Source organism: Agrobacterium sp. Azo12, assembly GCF_029193765.2.
Lineage (GTDB): Bacteria > Pseudomonadota > Alphaproteobacteria > Rhizobiales > Rhizobiaceae > Agrobacterium.
This window is the reverse complement of sequence record NZ_JARFYO020000001.1, coordinates 2,225,574-2,243,529: the sequence shown is the minus strand read 5'-3', so window position 1 is coordinate 2,243,529 and position 17,956 is coordinate 2,225,574. Positions and strand designations below refer to the sequence as shown.

General features: G+C 57.8%; 18 protein-coding genes. 6 read left to right on the top strand and 12 right to left on the bottom strand.

Features of this window, described 5'->3' with window-relative positions; all coding sequences use genetic code 11:
• Positions 1-314: 314 nt before the first annotated feature.
• The 4 genes from PYL13_RS10610 to PYL13_RS10595 form a co-directional block, all read right to left on the bottom strand.
• Positions 315-653, bottom strand: a complete 339-nt coding sequence (locus PYL13_RS10610; RefSeq protein ID WP_275641291.1) for a hypothetical protein — start codon at positions 651-653, stop codon at positions 315-317.
• Positions 654-798: 145 nt separating this feature from the next.
• A complete protein-coding gene (locus PYL13_RS10605) occupies positions 799-1,431 on the bottom strand; it encodes a LysE family translocator (protein WP_275641290.1) in 633 nt (210 codons plus the stop codon).
• A gap of 123 nt (positions 1,432-1,554) precedes the next feature.
• Positions 1,555-2,298 (bottom strand): prephenate dehydrogenase, encoded by a 744-nt coding sequence (locus PYL13_RS10600; RefSeq protein WP_275641289.1) that lies wholly within the window; start codon positions 2,296-2,298, stop codon positions 1,555-1,557.
• Between the two features lie 235 nt (positions 2,299-2,533).
• Positions 2,534-3,178: a dual specificity protein phosphatase family protein gene (locus PYL13_RS10595; RefSeq protein ID WP_275641288.1), complete on the bottom strand. Its 645-nt coding sequence runs from the start codon at positions 3,176-3,178 to the stop codon at positions 2,534-2,536.
• Between the two features lie 545 nt (positions 3,179-3,723).
• Between PYL13_RS10595 and PYL13_RS10590 the strand changes: the two genes are divergently transcribed.
• Positions 3,724-4,839 carry an efflux RND transporter periplasmic adaptor subunit gene (locus PYL13_RS10590; protein ID WP_275641287.1) on the top strand — a complete coding sequence of 372 codons (1,116 nt, stop codon included), beginning with the start codon at positions 3,724-3,726 and terminating at the stop codon, positions 4,837-4,839.
• A gap of 4 nt (positions 4,840-4,843) precedes the next feature.
• Positions 4,844-7,969, top strand: coding sequence for an efflux RND transporter permease subunit (locus tag PYL13_RS10585; protein ID WP_275641286.1), 3,126 nt, complete (start codon positions 4,844-4,846; stop codon positions 7,967-7,969).
• Between the two features lie 50 nt (positions 7,970-8,019).
• On the opposite strand, the gene PYL13_RS10580 is transcribed toward PYL13_RS10585, so the two are convergent.
• The 3 genes from PYL13_RS10580 to PYL13_RS10570 form a co-directional block, all read right to left on the bottom strand.
• A complete protein-coding gene (locus tag PYL13_RS10580) occupies positions 8,020-8,721 on the bottom strand; it encodes a L,D-transpeptidase (protein WP_275641285.1) in 702 nt (233 codons plus the stop codon).
• 102 nt (positions 8,722-8,823) lie between these two features.
• Positions 8,824-10,194, bottom strand: coding sequence for an ATP-binding protein (locus PYL13_RS10575; RefSeq protein ID WP_275641284.1), 1,371 nt, complete (start codon positions 10,192-10,194; stop codon positions 8,824-8,826).
• Complete coding sequence (locus tag PYL13_RS10570; RefSeq protein WP_250985435.1) at positions 10,194-10,853, bottom strand: response regulator; 660 nt, start codon at positions 10,851-10,853, stop codon at positions 10,194-10,196. Before PYL13_RS10570 ends, PYL13_RS10575 begins: the two co-directional genes overlap by 1 nt.
• Before the next feature lie 129 nt (positions 10,854-10,982).
• On the opposite strand from PYL13_RS10570, the gene dsbD reads away from it, so the two are divergent.
• The 4 genes from dsbD to PYL13_RS10550 all read left to right on the top strand — a co-directional run bounded on the left by dsbD (position 10,983) and on the right by PYL13_RS10550 (position 15,127).
• Entirely contained in the window at positions 10,983-12,860 is a 1,878-nt protein-coding gene (gene dsbD, locus PYL13_RS10565; protein ID WP_275641283.1) for a protein-disulfide reductase DsbD, read from the top strand.
• Positions 12,861-12,911: 51 nt separating this feature from the next.
• Entirely contained in the window at positions 12,912-13,523 is a 612-nt protein-coding gene (locus tag PYL13_RS10560; protein WP_275641282.1) for a DsbA family protein, read from the top strand.
• Between the two features lie 49 nt (positions 13,524-13,572).
• Positions 13,573-14,358 (top strand): thiol:disulfide interchange protein DsbG, encoded by a 786-nt coding sequence (gene dsbG, locus PYL13_RS10555; protein WP_275641281.1) that lies wholly within the window; start codon positions 13,573-13,575, stop codon positions 14,356-14,358.
• A gap of 133 nt (positions 14,359-14,491) precedes the next feature.
• Complete coding sequence (locus tag PYL13_RS10550; protein ID WP_275641280.1) at positions 14,492-15,127, top strand: DsbA family protein; 636 nt, start codon at positions 14,492-14,494, stop codon at positions 15,125-15,127.
• Between the two features lie 138 nt (positions 15,128-15,265).
• Here PYL13_RS10550 and PYL13_RS10545 read toward each other — a convergent pair whose 3' ends face one another.
• From PYL13_RS10545 to PYL13_RS10525, 5 genes are all read right to left on the bottom strand, one after another.
• Positions 15,266-15,526: a DUF982 domain-containing protein gene (locus tag PYL13_RS10545; RefSeq protein WP_192491047.1), complete on the bottom strand. Its 261-nt coding sequence runs from the start codon at positions 15,524-15,526 to the stop codon at positions 15,266-15,268.
• A 262-nt stretch (positions 15,527-15,788) separates the two neighbouring features.
• The gene (locus tag PYL13_RS10540) at positions 15,789-16,094 is read right to left on the bottom strand and encodes a hypothetical protein (protein WP_275641279.1); all 306 of its coding nucleotides are present in this window, start codon (positions 16,092-16,094) and stop codon (positions 15,789-15,791) included.
• Between the two features lie 16 nt (positions 16,095-16,110).
• On the bottom strand, positions 16,111-16,410 hold the full coding sequence (locus PYL13_RS10535) for a hypothetical protein (protein ID WP_275641278.1): 300 nt from the start codon (positions 16,408-16,410) through the stop codon (positions 16,111-16,113).
• A gap of 15 nt (positions 16,411-16,425) precedes the next feature.
• Entirely contained in the window at positions 16,426-16,800 is a 375-nt protein-coding gene (locus PYL13_RS10530; protein ID WP_275641277.1) for a VOC family protein, read from the bottom strand.
• A 197-nt stretch (positions 16,801-16,997) separates the two neighbouring features.
• Entirely contained in the window at positions 16,998-17,894 is an 897-nt protein-coding gene (locus PYL13_RS10525; RefSeq protein ID WP_275641276.1) for a LysR substrate-binding domain-containing protein, read from the bottom strand.
• Positions 17,895-17,956: the final 62 nt, after the last annotated feature.

Sequence of the window (17,956 nt, the reverse complement as noted above, 5' to 3'; positions counted from 1 at the left end):
AGACCAGAGGGAACACAAAACTATGGCAAAAGCCCAATCTGGGAATAAAGCCTCGTCCATCGCCGGTAAAGTTCTTGCTGGAACTAAGCCGTCAAAGACTGAGGTCATGACTTTGGCTGCGTCCGTGCTTCGGCAGGACGAAACTAAAGGTAAGCGGTAATAAGCTTGGCGGGGAGTTAGTGGCTCCCTGCCTTTCAACTCTCTGCCTGCTGGATTGTTCCACTAAGCCAATATATCACATCACTGATGGTGTGGTCGATGGCGATGTAGAGCGGCTAACTGCCTTTGCTGCATCGAGACCCTGTCAATCTATCCTAACCGTAGGACCGTTTCTCCAGACGTGCGGACAGTTGCGTCATCATATGGCGCTTCTGCGGGTTGCTGCGTTCCGCCGCCTGGGTCCAGAGCAGTGCGTCTGCATTGTCCTTGCCGGATATGCGCACGATTTCTTCAAATTGTTTGAGCCAGCCGCCGAGTTGATGGAGATAGGCGTCAACCAGATCCGCGATGTACTTGTCGCTGCTATGTGGGTCAAGCGGATCGAAACGCTGGCCAAGGTGCAAAGCGATACCTGAAAGTTTGAGGCCGACCAGTTCGGCATAACGCGCTGAGAGCGCTTGTCGTCTGGGTGCATCGACCAGACAGACGGCCAAACAGCACTGCTTGCTCCCGCCCTGCCTTGGCGGCGGCGGTTGCCCTGACCTTTTCCAGCGCCATGAGTGATTTGCAGTTTCCGGATCTCAGAGGATTCGCTTAACGGGGTGTCCATGGTTCAAACCGCAGACATCCCTGCTCCCGTCAGTTTCGACCGCCCAGTGCCAGACGGCAAGCCAGACCGGCAAACACAGTGGCCAGCAGATATTGCGGCAGTTTATTGAAACGGTTGCGGCCTGCAAAACGGCTGCGGATATGGCCGCTGAGCAGAATGACCGTGCCGTTGACGATAAGGCCTGTTACATTCAGCACCGTGGCAAGAACCAGCATTTGCAGCGGCAGTGAACCGGTTTGCGGGGCCACAAATTGCGGAAACAGCGCCAGCACGAACAGGGCCATTTTGGGGTTGAGCAGATTGGTCAACAGCCCCTCGCCCAGAATGCGCTGCATGGAAAAGCGCTTAAACCCCGTGGTGGGTGAAAAGGGTGTCGCGTCTGAACGGATGGTTTTGAAGGCGAGATAAAGAAGATAGGCGCAGCCGGCCCAGCGAATGGCGTCATAGGCCATGGGAACGGCAATAAACAGTTGCGAGAGACCGAATGCGGCGGCAAGTGCGTGGCAGTAAGTGCCAAGGGCAATTCCGGCATAGGTGAGAAAACCGGCGGCACGGCCCTGGCTGATACTGCGCGAGGCAATCAGCAACATGTCAGGTCCGGGCGTTGCAGTCAGAACAACGCAGGCGGCGGTAAAAAGCATAAGGGTGGAAAAATCCGGCATATCGTTTCCTTCGAGTTGGCCGGAATTCCGGTCTATCAAAAGCAGCCGGAATGGCAAGCGGCAACGCGGCCGATTTCACAATAAAGCCTGTGGGGCTGGCGCCGGTCATGTCGTCGGTTTCCGTCATGCAGGGTCTTCAAGTGCTGAGGTCAGCGACTTGAACCGTTTGATGATATCGCCGGCATGCGGGTTTACCCTGAGGATGGCCTGCAGCACATCCGGTGCATCATGGCGCACCATATCAACCGCCGACATCAGCGCCTGAAAGCTGCGCGTGGTCATGCGTGTTTCTCTGATATCCATTTTTACCAACAGGTTGGCGACAAGGTGGGTCAGTCCCTGCACCTGTGCAATCTCGCGGTCATGGTCCTCCGGTGTGGTCATGATGACCTCAAGTCCGGCCTTGCGGCAGAAGGCAGCGGCGCGAAAACGCTGCCCCCGGATCGGACATATGGCAATTTGTAAACCATGCAGGCCGTTACCGGCGCTTTTGGGGCCAAACAGCGGATGGGTGGCAACAATGTCGACGGTCGGTGGCAGCAGTTGCGCCATGATGGCGGCTGGTTCAACTTTTACGCTGCCGACGTCCAGCACCAGCGTGCCGGATTTGAGACGCGGCGCCAGTGCCGTTGCCACGCTGCGCATGGCGCTGACGGGTACGGCGATAATGACCACCGGACATTTGGCCACGGTTTCAAAGGGCGCAACGGCAACATCAAGGGTTTTGGCCATGGCAATATCAGGCGCGATATCGCTCACAAGCACCTGAAAACGGGCGCGCAAATGCTGGGCAACCAACTGGCCAAAGGCACCAAAACCAATGATGCCGACCGGTCCGTTAAAGGATTTGGGAAGAGACTTAGACATGACATCCTCATAGGCCACACGGCCAGAGGCATCCGTCAATATCAACCGCTGGCCATGCAGCGGTTAAACAATATGATTTGCCCGCCGCTATTTCAGCAGCGCATAATACAGACCGGAAATGGTTGCAGCGGTAATCATGTCGCCCGGATAGCAACGCAACCGGGCCCTGTCAATTGCCGCCGAGACTGGTGCAGCCGAGACTGGTTCAGATCCAGGTTTGGTTCAGGCGGAGATATCAGCTACTGGGCGTATCGATTGTCTGCGTCAGCATGTCGGTGCTGTCTTCACCTGCAATGCCAACGATGTCCTGCGAGACGGCAGTTTTGTCGAGCGACAGATGCTCCAGCTTTTCCCAGCTTTCATCCATTGGCCAGGCGGTGGAGACATAGGGCAGACCGACATGGCCGTAATAGAAGGACAGTTGGCCCTCAGCAAAATGTTCGCTCTTCTGCGCCACCCAGTGGCTATAAAGCGCAGAGGCCAGGCCGGATCGGTCGGCACCGGCCTGGCAATGGATGAGAATGGGTTTAGGCGCGGATTTCATCACGGCAACCAGTTCGGCTGCGCGTTCAGGGTCCAGTTCCTGCGATGCACTCATGCGGAAATCAATGTGTTTGATGCCCAGTTTTTCCGAAGTCGCGATTTCTTGTCTGTACCAGTCTGCGGTGTTTTCACCGCGCAGGTTGATGACTGTTTCAATGCCGTGGTCGCGGACATAGCGTTCCAGCTGCGCCGAGGTCGGTTGTGCCGAGCGATAAAGTTGACCCGCAATGACCGTGTGGAAGTTACCCGAAATCTGCAAGGCACCCGCATAGGCTGCCAGACTGCCAAGCACCAAAGCAATCGCTGTTGCCGCAACACGGGTCTTTGAACGTTTCATCTTTGGGTCTCCGATCAACTATCGTAGAGCCCAAATGCCCGCCATTCCTGACAAGTAGCTGAACGTCAGCAGATGACGTTGTTTCTTACATTTTGCCGGCTAAGGTCAGCTGAAACAACGCGCCTGTACGCGATGGCAGGGCCAATACATTGCCGCCATGCAGTTCAGGTTCGATGGACAGATGGTCTGCTGTTGCCAGTTGACGGTGTTGGTAGGAGCAGGACTGCACTGACAAGGACAACAGTCTAAGCGTCAGGAACGAAAAGAAATTTCGACGCGTTAAGGCGTGGACGCAAAAATGAGCGGTAATAATCGCCACCTGCAATGTTGTTGCAATGTGCAGCAATCAGTGTGGTGGTGCGGTTTATGACTGTGCACCGTCCACCGGCATGCGGGGGGTCCTCCAGTCTCCCTGCCGGTGGACGGTGCATGTGCCATTCCGTTGTTGTTTCGTTGCTGTCTTGATGTCGTTCAGGCGTCGTTCATGGGCGCAACGGCAAATGTCGAAGCGACCGCCACCCTTCTGCCCGTAATGGAGCCTTTGCATGAAACCCACCCGAACAGCCCTTCTCGCGGTATTGCTGATCCCTTCGCTGGCCGTGGCCGGTCCAGCATCGTCACAAACGCCAGAGGCGCCAGCAGGCACGGCGTCGGGTGCTGCCGCTGGCAAGGTGGAACTGGCCGGTGTTGACGTGACAACCGTTGCCGCCCGTAACCTCGGCAGTGAAGTGCGCGTGTCCGGTTCACTTACTCCCATCCGGCGCACCAGCCTGACGGCGCGGGTTGCCGGCACCATTACCGAACTGCCGGTGCAGATTGGCGATGTGGTGAAAAAGGGCGACCTTCTGGTGCGCATCGACACCGAGGGTCTGGCATCGGCGCTGACGGCCCGCAATGCCGAGGTGGAAGCGGTTGAGGCGCAGCTTGAGCTTGCTGAAAATGTGCTCGCCCGCAATGTCAGCCTGCGCGACACCGGCGCGACATCAGAGGCGGTGCGTCTGGAGGCCAATGCCAATGTGCTGAACCTGAAGGCGCAGTTGCGTGCCAAACAGGCCGCTGTTGCCGATGCAGAGAGAGCCTTGAGCGACGCGCAGGTGCATGCCGCGTTCGATGGCGTGGTATCGGCGCGGCCAGTGGAACAGGGCCAGACGGTGCCTGTGAATGGTGAGCTTTTGACCATTGTCGATCTGCGCCGCATGGAGGTGGATGCCGGTGTGCCGACCAGCCGCATTCCCCGCGTCCGTATTGGCCAGCCGGTGGAACTGACGGTTGAAGGTTTCTCGGACCGCAAATTTACCGGTGAAGTCACTCGCATTGCGCCCACGGCGGTCGCAGGTTCCCGTGCCGTGCGCGTGTTCATTGCCATAGACAATGACGACATGCTGCTGAAGGGCGGCATGTTCACCACGGGTGTTCTCAGCATCGACCAGCAGGACAATGTCATTGCCGTGCCGATTGCTGCCGTGCGCCACGATGCCACCGGCACTTTCGTGCTGAAGGTGGAGGACGGTTATCTGCGCCGCCAGGATGTGAAGCTTGGCACCACATGGAATGACCAGAACCTGGTCGAGATCAACGGGCTGAGCTCGGGAGAAGTGGTGGTGTCTGCGCCGTTGCCGCAGCTGGTGGCCGATACGCCCGTGACCGTGGTGGGGAAATAAGCCGATGTTCCTTACCCGCGTCAGCGTCAAACATCCGGTTTTTGCCACCATGATGATGGTGACGGTGCTCGTCATCGGGCTGTTTTCCTACAGCCGCCTTGGTGTCGACCAGTTTCCGGAAACCGATCTTCCCATCGTTGTGGTAACCGCCGCTTATACCGGCGCGTCGCCGGAAACGGTGGAAAGCGAAATTGCCCGCCCTATTGAATCCGCGCTGAACACCATTGGCGGTATCGATACGATTACCTCGGAATCCTATGAGGGCCGCGCCGTTGTGGTGGTGCAGTTCCAGCTGGATGTGGATTCGCAGGCCGCAGCGCAAGAGGTGCGTGACCGTGTTGCCCGCCTGCAGGCCGGTTTCCCTGACGCGGTTGATACACCGCAGGTCACCCGCTTCAACCCGGAGGATGCGCCAATCCTGTCTTTGGCGGTTTCCTCTTCCACACGCACGCTGTCGGAAATCACCACGCTTGCCGACCGGGTGATTACCAGCCGCCTCAACATCATTGCCGGTGTTGGCCAGATTACCCTTGTTGGCGGCAGTGAGCGGCAGATGCTTGTCGTGGTCGATCCTGACCGGCTGGAAGCCTATGGTGTCGGCGTCGCCTCTGTGATGGACGCCATCCGCCGGGAAAATCAGGACCGTGCCGCCGGTACGCTGATTTCCGGCATCAACCAGCGCATTGTCACCGTTGAGGGACGTATTGAAGATACCGCCGGGTTCAATAGCATCATTGTTGCGCAAAGCGGCGGTTACCCGGTCTATCTGTCTGACGTGGCAACGGTGCTGGATACCGGTGCCGAAGTCACCAGCCGCGCCACCTATCAGGGCGTGCCATCGCTTGGCATGGATATCGTCAAGGTTCAGGGCGCCAATACCGTGGCGGTGGCCGGTGATTTGCGCAGCGAGATTGACACGCTGAACACCGAACTGAAGGCCGAGGGTGTGGAGCTGACCATTACCCGCGACAATTCCCGCGCCATTGCCGCGCAGGTGTCTGAAGTGCAGAGAACGCTGATCGAAGGCGGCGTGCTGACCGTGGTCATCGTGTTCCTGTTTCTCAATTCCTGGCGCTCCACTGTCATCACCGGGCTGACGCTGCCGATCTCTGTCATTGGTACCTTTGCGGTGATTTATGCGCTGGGCTTTACGCTCAACACCATGACGCTGATGGCGCTGTCGCTGTCGATCGGTATTCTGATCGATGACGCGATTGTGGTGCGTGAAAACATCACCCGCCATTTGCAAATGGGCAAGGACCATGTGCGTGCCGCGCTTGATGGCACCAATGAGATTGGTCTTGCCGTGCTGGCCACCACTTTGTGTATCGTTGCGGTGTTCTTGCCGGTTGCCTTCATGGGCGGGTTGATCGGCCGGTTCTTCCTGCAATTTGGCGTGACCGTTGCCGTGGCGGTGCTGATTTCGCTGTTCGTGTCCTTCACGCTCGACCCGATGCTTTCCAGCGTCTGGTATGATCCGGATTCGGAAAAGAACGCCAAGCGCGGGCCGCTTGGCCGCTTGATCCATCGGTTCGATGTCTGGTTTGAAAAGCTGGCAGACCGTTATCGCAAGCTGATCCATTGGACGTTTGGCCACCGCAAGACAACCATTGGCATTGTGGTTGGCATGTTTGTCGCCAGCCTGATGCTGGTGCCGAAAATCGGTGCCGAGTTTCTGCCGGTCACCGACCAGGGCGAAGTGTCTGTTTCACTTGAGGCCAATCAGGGTGCATCGCTGGAATATATGGCCGCCAAGGTTGGGCAGGTGGAAAATGCGCTGCGTGAATTCGATTATGTCGACACGATCTATTCCACCATCAATGCCAGCGGTGCGCGTGGTTTCAACCAGGCCAATGTCGCCGTGCAGCTGGTGCCCAATGACCAGCGCGAAATCAGGACATCGGAATCGCTGGAACCGGTTCGCCAGCGTCTGGCCTTGATTGCCGGCTTGAAAGTTTCGGTCAGCCAGTCGGAAGGTGGTGCCACCGCCAAGCCATTGCAGCTTTCCGTGCTGGGGGATGGTGACGAGCAGTTGCGCAAGATTTCAAGCCAGATCACCACGGCCCTGTCGGCCATTCCTGGTGCGACGGAAGTGGAATCCTCGATTGAGAACGAGCGCCCTACCCTTGCCGTCAAGGTACGGCGTGAAGCGGCCAGCGACCTAGGTGTGTCGATATCGATGATTGGTGACACGCTGCGGCCACTGGTGGCGGGTGATGCGGTATCGGTATGGAATGCGCCTGACGGTGAGACCTATGATGTGATGGTGCGCCTGCCCGCCAAGGGACGACAGGACGCCGCCCAGCTTCGCAACCTGACGATTTCCACCAACCGCACCGATGAGGACGGCAAGCCGATTACCGTGCTGCTCGACCAGGTCGCCGATGTCGTTGAAAGCACCGCGCCTGATGCGATTACCCGCAAGGACCTGTCGCGTGAAATCCGCATTTCCAGCAATGTCGAGGGGCGTCCGCTGGGTGATGTACGGCAGGATCTGGATGCAGCCATTGCCAAGATGGATATTCCCGCCGGTTACCGCGTGTCGTTTGGCGGTGACGTGCAGAGCCTGAATGAAAGCATGGGTTACGCCGTGCAGGCCTTGGTGCTGGCGGTGATCTTCATCTACATCATTCTGGCGTCGCAGTTTGGCTCGTTCATCCAGCCGATTGCCATCATGATGACCCTGCCCTTGTCGCTGATCGGGGTGCTGATTGGCCTTCTGGCCACCGGATCGACCCTCAACATGTTTTCGATCATCGGTTTCATCATGCTGATGGGTCTTGTGACCAAGAACGCCATTCTGCTGGTCGATTATTCAAACCATGAGCGGCGGGACGGAAAGTCGTTGCAGGAAAGTCTGGCCAATGCCGGTGCCGTGCGTCTGCGCCCCATTGTCATGACAACGCTGGCGATGATCTTCGGCATGTTGCCCATGGCTATTGGCATTGGTGAAGGCGGAGAATCCCGTGCGCCAATGGCCCATGCGGTGATTGGCGGTCTGATTTCGTCAACGCTGCTGACGCTGGTTTTCGTGCCTGTTGTGCTGACCTACCTTGATGCATTCAGCCGTCGTCTGGCGGCGCTGTTTCCGAAGGGGCCGGACCACCAGGTGGCAGAAAAATCCCTGTAAAGCTTACACCGGCGCCACGTAAAAACGTAGCGCCGGTAAAGTCAGGTCCATCAGCCCTTCACGATGATTTTTGCGCCCGGCGTGACGCGCTCATAGAGGTCCATCACGTCCTGGTTCATCATGCGAATGCAGCCGGCCGATACGCCCTTGCCGATCGAGCTTGGATCATTGGTGCCGTGGACACGGTAATAGGTGTCCTTGTTGTCCTTGTGCATGTAAAGCGCGCGTGCACCCATGGGGTTTTTCGGGCCGCCATCCACGCCGTCCTTGTGCGGGCCGTAATGGGCAGGGTTTCTCTTGACCATATCAGGGGTTGGGATCCAGCGCGGCCATGCGGCCTTTCTGGCAATGATGGCCTCGCCGCCGTCAAAGGAGCGCGCCACCGGGCCAACACCAACGGCGTAACGGATGGCCTTGTTGCCGGGCTGGATCAGATAAAGGAAACGGCTGTTCTGATCGACGATGATCGTGCCGGGCTTTTCTTCCGATGGATAGTTGACGACCTGACGCACATATTGCGGGTTCAGCTTCTGCACATCGATGGCGGGAATTTCAAAACCGCCATCGGTTCTGGCCGCATACATTTGCACCGGGTCACCGCCGACAGATTTCAATGCGTCGTCTTCGGCGCGTTGCTTGACAAGCTGTGGCGTTGGCGCGGAACTGCCGTCGCCTGTGCTGGCACATGCCGACAGCAACAGGGGCAGCGCAATCGCCAACGCTTTGCGAGGAGAGAAGAGAACACGAATCATGGGGGGCCTGCCTAATGCGGATTGGAACTTTCCACGCTTGGCTGACGCCCCCACCTTAACACTGCCTTAAGATTGGTAAAACTAACGCAGCTGTGAACAGCTTCATTCGCCCGGTAGTGTCAAAACGACAACGAAGCCAGTCGCCACGGCGCGGAAATCCAGCCTGCCGCCCAGCTTTTTCATCGCCATGTCGACAATGGCCAGACCAAGGCCGCTGCCATCAGTCGTTGGGGCGTGGCCGCGCTTGAACCGTTCACGCACACTGGCCTGATCTTCCACGGCAATGCCCTGCCCGCGATCGATCACCTCGATCTGCATAGCGGCGTCAGTGGTTTGAAAGCGGATGGTGACACTGGTGTCCTGCGGCGCATATTGAATAGCATTTTCAATGACATTGCGCAGCGCCAGGCGCAGCAGATTGATGTTCCTGACCACCAAATCCTGTTGCTGCGGCAGGTCAAATTCCAGTGACACCGAGCGTCTGCTGCTTAACCCTTCGAGGTCGCAGCGGATGTCCTCCAACACCCGGTCAAGGCGTGCTACCTCAACCTCGTGGCCACGGTCGGTGGAATCGACCGAGGCAAGGTCAATCAACTGGCGTACAAGGCGGCCGGTTCTGTCGACGCTGGTCGATATATGCGCCAGTGCCTTGTTTCTGACGTCCTCCTCATGGCTTTTCAGCGCCACCTGCGCCTGGGTTTTGAGACCCGCCAGCGGTGTTTTCAGCTCATGGGCGGCGTAGGCAATGAAGGATTTTTCGCGCTCGCGCGCTTCCTCGACCCGCAGGAACAGCGAGTTCAGCGACTTGAGCAGCGGCTTGATTTCGCTTGGCGCATCCTTCTGCTCAATGGCGTGCAACTCGTCGGCGGTGCGCATGCCCAGCAAGGCGGCGATGCGGTTGAGCGGCCCCAGCCCCTTGCCGACACTGAACCAGATCAACAGCGCCAGGATGGGCAACATGGCAACGGCTGGCACCAGCTGGCCCTTGACCACATCGGCCACCAGCCGGTCGCGGATTTCAAGACTGTCACCAATCAGCACCCGCACATTGAGGCTGGTGTTGACCACGGCAAAAACCCGCCAGCGCACACCATCCACTGTCGTTTCGCTGAAACCGCTGGTGTTGTCGGTCAGCGCATCATCCGGCGCACTGGCGGACCGGCTGACCAGCTTGCCCTGCAACGACCAGATCTGGCAGGACAGCTGTCGGCGGTAATCGCCTTGCACGTCAAAGGGTGCGTCGGGGGAGCCTAAGGCATCGCTTGCCTTGGTGTCGTCAATGGCGGCGGCAACATCGATATGGTGATCGGTGATCAGTGAACTGACCATGCGGGCGGCTTCCATCAACCGTGCATCCAGCACGCGTTCCACCTGATGCTGCACGCTGAAATAGGTCCACAGCACGGCAAACAGCCACACGGCACCGGTGGTGGCCAGCAGGATGGAAAACAGCCGAAGACGTATCGAGCGCATCACCCCATCCCCAGCCGGTAACCGACGCCACGCACCGTCTCGATGACCGACGTGCCGAGCTTGGCGCGCAGCTTGTGCACATGCACCTCGATGGTGTTGCTCTCGACATCTTCCTGCCAGCCATAAAGCCGCTCTTCCAGCGCCTGTTTGGAATGGATGGCCTGCGGGCTTTCCATCAGGGCATGCAGAATGGAAAATTCTCGCCGCGACAGGCCAATCTCCACGTCGGCGCGGCGCACCAGCATCGAGGCCGGATCAAGCGTCAGGCCACGCAGGCTGATCTCGGCACTGGCACGGCCGCTAGAGCGGCGGGTAATGGCGCGCAGGCGTGCAGCCACCTCATCCAGATCAAAGGGTTTGCCGATATAGTCATCGGCACCGGCATCCAGCCCGTCAATGCGGTCGCCCACCTCATCCTTGGCGGTCAATAGCAGCACAGGAATGCGGTTTCCGGCCTGGCGAATGCCGCGCAGCACATCCAGCCCCGACCCATCCGGCAACATTCTGTCGAGGACGACGGCATCAAAACGTCCGGTTTCCAGCGCCTCGGTGGCGTCGGCAACCGTGGTCACGCCATCGGCCACAAAACCGCTGAGTTTGAGGCCTTCGCGCAGGCCATCCAGCAGGATCGGGTCATCTTCGACAACAAGTATTCGCAAGTCACGTCTCCGCAAGCGGTCTATTCAACATTTCGTCCGGATTTTTAGTCCGATTTTCACCTTAAGGCTGCCTTAAGCTGCCGGTCGGATCAGTCCTGATAACAAAATGTAGACGAAAGGACATGGCGGATGCGCATATTGGCGTTCACGTTTGCGATGCTGACGCTGGTCGGCATGACACTGGCTGGCCTTGTAACGCCAGCCGTGGCAGTGCAAACACCGCTTGAAATGGATCAGGCCTTCAAGGTGTCTGTTGAACAGGCAGCAGATAATCGCGCCGTGATCCGCTGGACCATAAATGACGGTTATTATCTGTACCGGGATTATCTCAGTGCCGAAGACAGCGCGGGAAACAAGCTGGAGCTGCAGACCTTGCCGGGCAAGGTCAAGGATGATCCAAATTTCGGTTCGACCGAGATCTATTATTCCACTGCAACGGCTTCGGTGCTCAACGCACCACAGACATTTCGCCTGACCTATCAGGGTTGCCAGGAAGACGGCCTGTGTTACCCGCCAACGACCAAAATAGTGGATATGGCAACATTGTCACTTGCTGGTGATAACGCTGGTAAAGGCCTGTTTTCACAAGGTGGATTTGCAGCGGCAGGCAAGGCATCGAACGCCTTTTCCAGTGCGGCCAGTACCGGCAATGCCATTGCTCGCCCAGATGACAATGGCAGCTTTACGCTGGCGGATGAACATGCCGAAACTGCCATCGACCGTATGCTCAGTGATGGCGGCTTGGCTCTGTTGCTGGCCGGGTTTCTGGGGTTTGGCGTGCTGCTGGCCTTCACGCCTTGTGTGTTTCCCATGTATCCGATCGTTGCGGCCATGCTGGCCCGCGAGGGTGAAAACCTGACGGCACGGCGTGGTTTTACCCTGTCATTGGCCTATGTGCTGGCACTGGCCTGCGCTTTCGGGCTGCTTGGCATGGCAGCAGCATGGTCTGGACAAAATCTGCAGGTGGCGTTGCAGAGCACCACGACGGTGGCGTCCATTGCCATTCTCTTTGTGGTGCTGGCGCTGTCGAATTTCGGTCTGTTCCACTTGCAGCTACCGGCCTTTATCTCGGCGCGGTTCAGCAAGGGCAAAACAAGGGCAGGCACCGTGCCGGGCGCCATGGCGCTTGGGTTTTCCTCTGCGCTGTTGATTGGTCCCTGTGTGACGGCACCTTTGGCCGGTGCGCTGCTTTACATTGCCCGTACCGGTGACATTGCCATCGGTGCGGCCGCGCTGTTTGCGCTGGGGCTTGGCAAGGGCATTCCACTTGTGATCATGGCGACAGCCAGCGGCAAGGCTTTGCCAAAGGCCGGCCTATGGATGGAAAAGGTACGCCAGATCTTCGGTTTCCTGTTTCTGGCAACCGCGCTGTGGCTGGCGACACCGCTTATGCCGCAACCCCTCGTGTTGCTGGGCTGGGCCGTGCTGGCGCTGTGCTTCGGGGTGTTTGCCTTTACCGCAGCAAGCGGCACCACCGGTTCCGGTTTCAGCGTGATTTCCCGCAGTGCCGGTCTGGCATCGATTATCTGGGCGGGCCTGCTATTTGTCGGTCTCGGCCTTGGTGCGAATGATCCGCTGGCGCCGCTTAAGCCGCTGCTATCAGGTAATGGTCCGCAGGCCGTGGCCAGAATAGAGAAGTCGGACTTTGCCAAGGTCGGTTCGCTGGCGGATCTTCAAAACCGTATCGCGTCGTCGCCGGGCAATGAGCCGACACTCGTTTATGTCACCGCCGACTGGTGCGTGACCTGCCGCACCATTGAACGTTCGCTGCTGACCAGTCCAGACGTTGTCGACGCGCTTGGCAAGGTCAACCTTGTCAGTCTCGACCTGACGCAGCTAAACGACGACAAACAGGCCATGCTGTCGGCACTTGGGGTTATCGGTCCACCGACCATGGTGTTTCTTAACGCCAAACGCCGCGAACCGGCGGCAACCCGTTTGGTCGGCGAATTTTCCGCCAGTGATCTGGCGGCCTCTGCCCGCAAGGCACGGGAGGACAGTCTTTGAACACATGTCATCAGCACACAATTCAGCACATAACGCGGAAGGAGAATTCCGATGTGGTCACGTCGTGATGTCCTGGCAGGCGGGCTTGCGACTGTCGCAGGTCTGACTTTGCTTGGCGCAAAGGATAGCGCCGCTGCGCAAATGAGCACGAAGGAGATATTCTTTGACAAGGATGCACCGGTGCTTGGCAACCCCAAGGGTTCGGTGACGGTGGTCGAATATTTCGACTATCAGTGCCCCTATTGCAAAAGCTCACACGCGGCCTTGAAAAAGGTGGTGGCCGCCGATGGCGATGTGCGGCTGGTGCTGAAAGACTGGCCGATCCTCGGTGATGCCTCAGTTTTTGCCGCGCAGGCGGTGCTGGGTGCAGCACAGATTGGCCACTATGAACCGGCCATGGAAGCGCTGATGAAAACCAGAGGACGCCTGTCGCAAAGTCAGGTTGAAAAGGCACTGGCCGGTGTGGGTCTGACGATGGAAATGCTGTCTGCCGCCGTCAATGAAAACAACAGCAAGATCTCCGCATTGCTGGATCGTAATTACAGCCAGGCCCTGTCGTTCAATTTTTTCGGCACGCCGTCCTTTGTCATTGGCAAGGATGTCTATCCCGGTGTTCTCAGTGAAAAGGCACTGAAAGACGCCATCAAACTGGCGCGTGCCTGAGCCATGATTGGCCGCACGCCCCATACTCCAAATCTTGAAAGTAACCTCCATGTCCCGTTTCTCCCTTACCCGCCATCTCATCGCTGTCACCTGCGCGCTTGGCCTGTTGTCAGCCCTGCCCGTCCGTGCCGAAGACAAGGCCGACCTGCCGCCAATCCTGCGCACCATTGAGGGTCAGGGCATCACCATCCTCGGTGAAATGAAGGTACCGGGCGGCCTGCGGGCCTTTGCCGCCAAGGCGGGTTCACAGCCGCTTGCCATCTATCTGACGCCTGACAATGAACATGTGGTGGTCGGTACGCTGGTTGATGGTTCCGGCCAGGACATGGCCGAAACCCAGCTGAAGGAAATGGTTGAAAAGCCGATCATGGAAGATGGCTGGAAACAGCTGGAACAATCCGCCTGGGTGGTGGATGGCAAGGCCGATGCACCGCGCATTGTTTATACCTTCACCGACCCCAACTGCCCCTATTGCAACAAGTTCTGGCAGGCCGCACGACCATGGATCGACAGCGGTAAGGTGCAACTGCGCCACATCATGGTTGGTGTGATCAGGCAGGATTCTCCGGCCAAGGCAGCCGCCATTCTCGAGGCCAAGTCGCCATCTGAGGCGCTGACGGAAAATGAGCTGAAGCACAAAAGTGGCGGCATCAAAGCCCTGTCCAAGATCAGTGACAAGAGTACCGCGAGCCTCAACAGCAATGCCGAGTTAATGACCAGCCTTGGTTTTAACGGCACGCCGGCCATTGTGTTCAAGAAGGATGATGGCAGCATCGGCACCGTTTCCGGCCTGCCCGAAGATGGCGCGTTAAAGATGGTTCTGGGGCCCAAATGAATTTATAGGACGAAACTGACGTGATGACTGAAGTCCGTTGGATAAGGCCATCAAGTGGCTTTATTCATCGCACAACTTCAGGTCATAGATAGCTTTGGAAACATCATATTCGAGCAGGTCAGGACAGATGAACATGAATATAGCAGCGGGTCATATTTCGCGTCGGTTGGTGTTGGGTGCCTGCCTTGCCCTTGGTCTGGCAGCCCCAGTGCTGGCGCAAGGCACTGACGATGCCGTTTTGAAAAGCCTGCTGCCCGACAGCTATATCGGGGCTGACAACGCACCGGTGTCGCTGATTGTCTATTCCTCGCCAACCTGCAGCCACTGTGTTGATTTCCACGCCAATGAACTGCCGAAGCTGCAGGAAAAGTTTGTCAGCACAGGCAAGCTGAAAATCGCCTACCGCCCCTTCATGCGCAACTCGCTGGATGCGGTCATTTTCATGCTGGCGCATTCGCGGGGTGCAGACAAGTTCGATGAGACCGTCTCGACCTATATGGACAAGTTTGACGAACTGGCCGCCGCACAGGACACCCAACAGGCGGTAAGGTCGATTGCCGAGGGAATGGGCATCGACAAGGCCGGCTTTGACAAGGCCGTGGCCGACCAGCCCTATTTCGACCAGCTGAATGCAGCCACCAAACAGGCGCAGGAAGAGTTCAAGGTGGCGGGCACGCCGACCTTTTTCCTTGACGGTAAACAGCTGGAGATTGCCAGCAGCTTTGAGGAAGTGGGAACTGCCGTGGAAGCGGCCCTGCCGAAGCCCTGATCTCGCGCTCTCAGCGTGATCAAAGAGCCCATCATCGCGGGATTGATTGCCAAAACGACAAATATCCAGCCGCCCTTATGGCGGCCGGTTTATATCCAGTCATGTTGCAAGTGACCAACAGGGTCGGCCCACCTGCAACTATGCGTGGTTTCGCCGTGATGGTGGCGTCAGGTTTGCTTCGCCCGCGGCAAGCATGAACCGCTCACGCGCTTCTTCAGCTGATTTTCTGCCATCCAGTGCGGCGCGGCAAAAACGCCGAGCCTCGACATAGGCCGGTCCGCGTGCATCCGGCCATTCATTGGTCAGAATGGCAAGAGCGGAATATGGGCCATGGACAGTCTGTGTGCCACTATGCGGTGTTTTCACTTCGATTGGGTTGCCCCAAGATAATGTCGGCATCTGTTCCTCCTCCAGAACAAGCCTAAAACGGGGCGGACCGAAAAAGGTTCCGTCCTTTAGCGAGACTATTCTAGCCTCGAGAAACGATTTCGTTAAGCCCCTTCTAATAGGGCTTTGTTTTTTATGGTTTCCGGTCGGATTTTCAGGGTGTTTTGGGCGCTGATCAGGCCAAGACGGGCCAAACTTTCGGCGGTTGCGCTGATCGCCTCTTCCCGCGAACGCGGTGCCCACTAAGCTATTTGTCATGGTGGCTATCCGCTCATCAATGTCGGTTCATCCACAGCTGTGCAAGTTCAAAGAAGGTCTTGGATGGTCGACCACCTGTGGCATCCAGCGGCGTTTCATTGTCCGTCGAACTGAACGACTTTCTAATGTCCAGCGCACCGGAAGACGCTTGCTGACAGATAAAATTTGCAGATTGCCGATCTCCGGCGGCGATCCGCTCAATGACTTGCGTCATATGATAGCGATAGGGTTGGTTTGGTGCCTCGGCTGCTATCGCGTCGTTCAGACTATAACCACTCCACAGGCCCGTCTGGCCTCGGCAACGTGCCGCAAGTTCGAGCATTTTGATGGCGACCGTGTCATGCCCATCTGTGTCTGCGATCGTTAAGTGCATCAATGCCGGTGTGTCGCAAGTAAATGCACCAGTAAAAATGGAAGCTGGCGGGCATTTTGTCATTGCCTGATATTTGGAGGATCGACCAGAGCAGCTGATCCCAGGCGACAGGTTTAGCTCGGAACTCGGTAAAGCCTTTTGAGCCGCGGCGCGGATGCACCGCAAGCACCGAACCATCAAGACGCTTCACGAGGGTGTCGTGTTTTGCCGACCATCCAGAACCTTTTGCCGCTGCACGCACAGCGGAATTCAAATCATCTTTCATAGAGGTCGGTCTATCTCACTTCTTTGCCGGTGTGCGGGCGGTCAGCTTGTTGCCGTCGGGGTCGCGCAGGTAAGCGACGAAAGCGCCGTTGGGGCGTTCTGTGGGTAGGGTTTCAATGGAGGTGCCGCCATTGGCAACACCTGCATCATGCCATGCCTGGACATTGGCGGCTGTAGCGGCCGCGATACCGATCGTGCCGCCATTGGCGGCTGTTGCCGGTTTGCCATTGATCGGTGTGGTGATCATCAAACGGCTACCGTCATGCAGATATATCAGGCGACCTCTGGCATCCATTTCACCCGGTTTGCCGCCCAGTGCTGTGAAAGTCGCGTCGTAGAAACGTCTGGCCTGTTCCAGGTCATTGCTGCCAATCATGATGTGGGTGAACATGTGTTATCTCCTGTTAACGGCCCGGCGGGCGTGGTGGGGCAACCGCAGTTGACCATGAATTCATTGCGAAAAACTGCATGGTGACACTGGTTTTCGGGTGTTCGCGCGGGGGCAGAATAGGCGGTTTTGCGCTGGCTGCAATATGCTGATGGTGCGATAATGCTGCCATTGCTAGAGGCGGAATTTCGCTGGAGATATCAGGTGTTTGTGTCATGCTGATGCCGCTGCCCTTGCGTTATCAGCCAGCGCTCAAACGCCTTGGCGTCGCGAAAATTGCTGCTATCGGGTGCGACCAGCACATGGAAGTCATCCATTGCAAGGGGCATGTCGGCAAACAGTTGTACCAGCCTGCCGGCCGCGACATCTGCCGCTACAAGCGCGCTTGGGCCCATGGCGATGCCTGCGCCGTCGACTGCCGCCTGAATGGAATGATAGAGCGGTTCAAAGCGCAGCTGCGCCTTGCCACTGAGGCCGGGTTGCCCTGCCCGGTCCAGCCAGCGTTGCCAGAGGTCGGGAACAGATTCCGCATGCAGAAGTGTGTGGTTTTTCAGGTCTTGAACCTGATGCACCGGCATGGACAACAGTAGCTGCGGGCTTGCCACCGGCAGGCATGTTTCACTGAGAAAAGCCATGCTGGATGCACCCAGTGCGCCGCGCCTGATGGCAACATCATGGTGATCGCTGACCTTGTCCAGCGGCAGGATGGACGCGGCAAGGCGTATCTCGATCTCTGGATGGAGCGCTGTGAAATCAGGCAATCGCGGAATGAGCCAGCGCATGGTGAAGGTTTGTGGCGCATTGATGCGCAGCACCCGGCGGTCCTGTCGGCCGGTCAGCTGTTGGCTGGCGGCCGCCAGCCCATCCAGCAGTTTTGTCGCTTCACCAAGAAATAGTCGGCCTTGCGCGGTCAGCACCACGCCGCGCCCTTCTTTGATCAGAAGGCGCACGCCCAGCCAGTCCTCGAGGATCTTGATCTGGCGGCTGATGGCGCCATGGGTCACGCCGAGTTCGGCTGCCGCATCGGTCAGGCTTTGATGCCGACCGGCAGATTCAAAGGCTTTGACGGCATTTAATGGAGGAAGTGACCGACGCATATGTGAGATTTCCTGACAGGTTGGTCACGCTAACTCAATTGTCGGCCAAAAGGAAGATATGC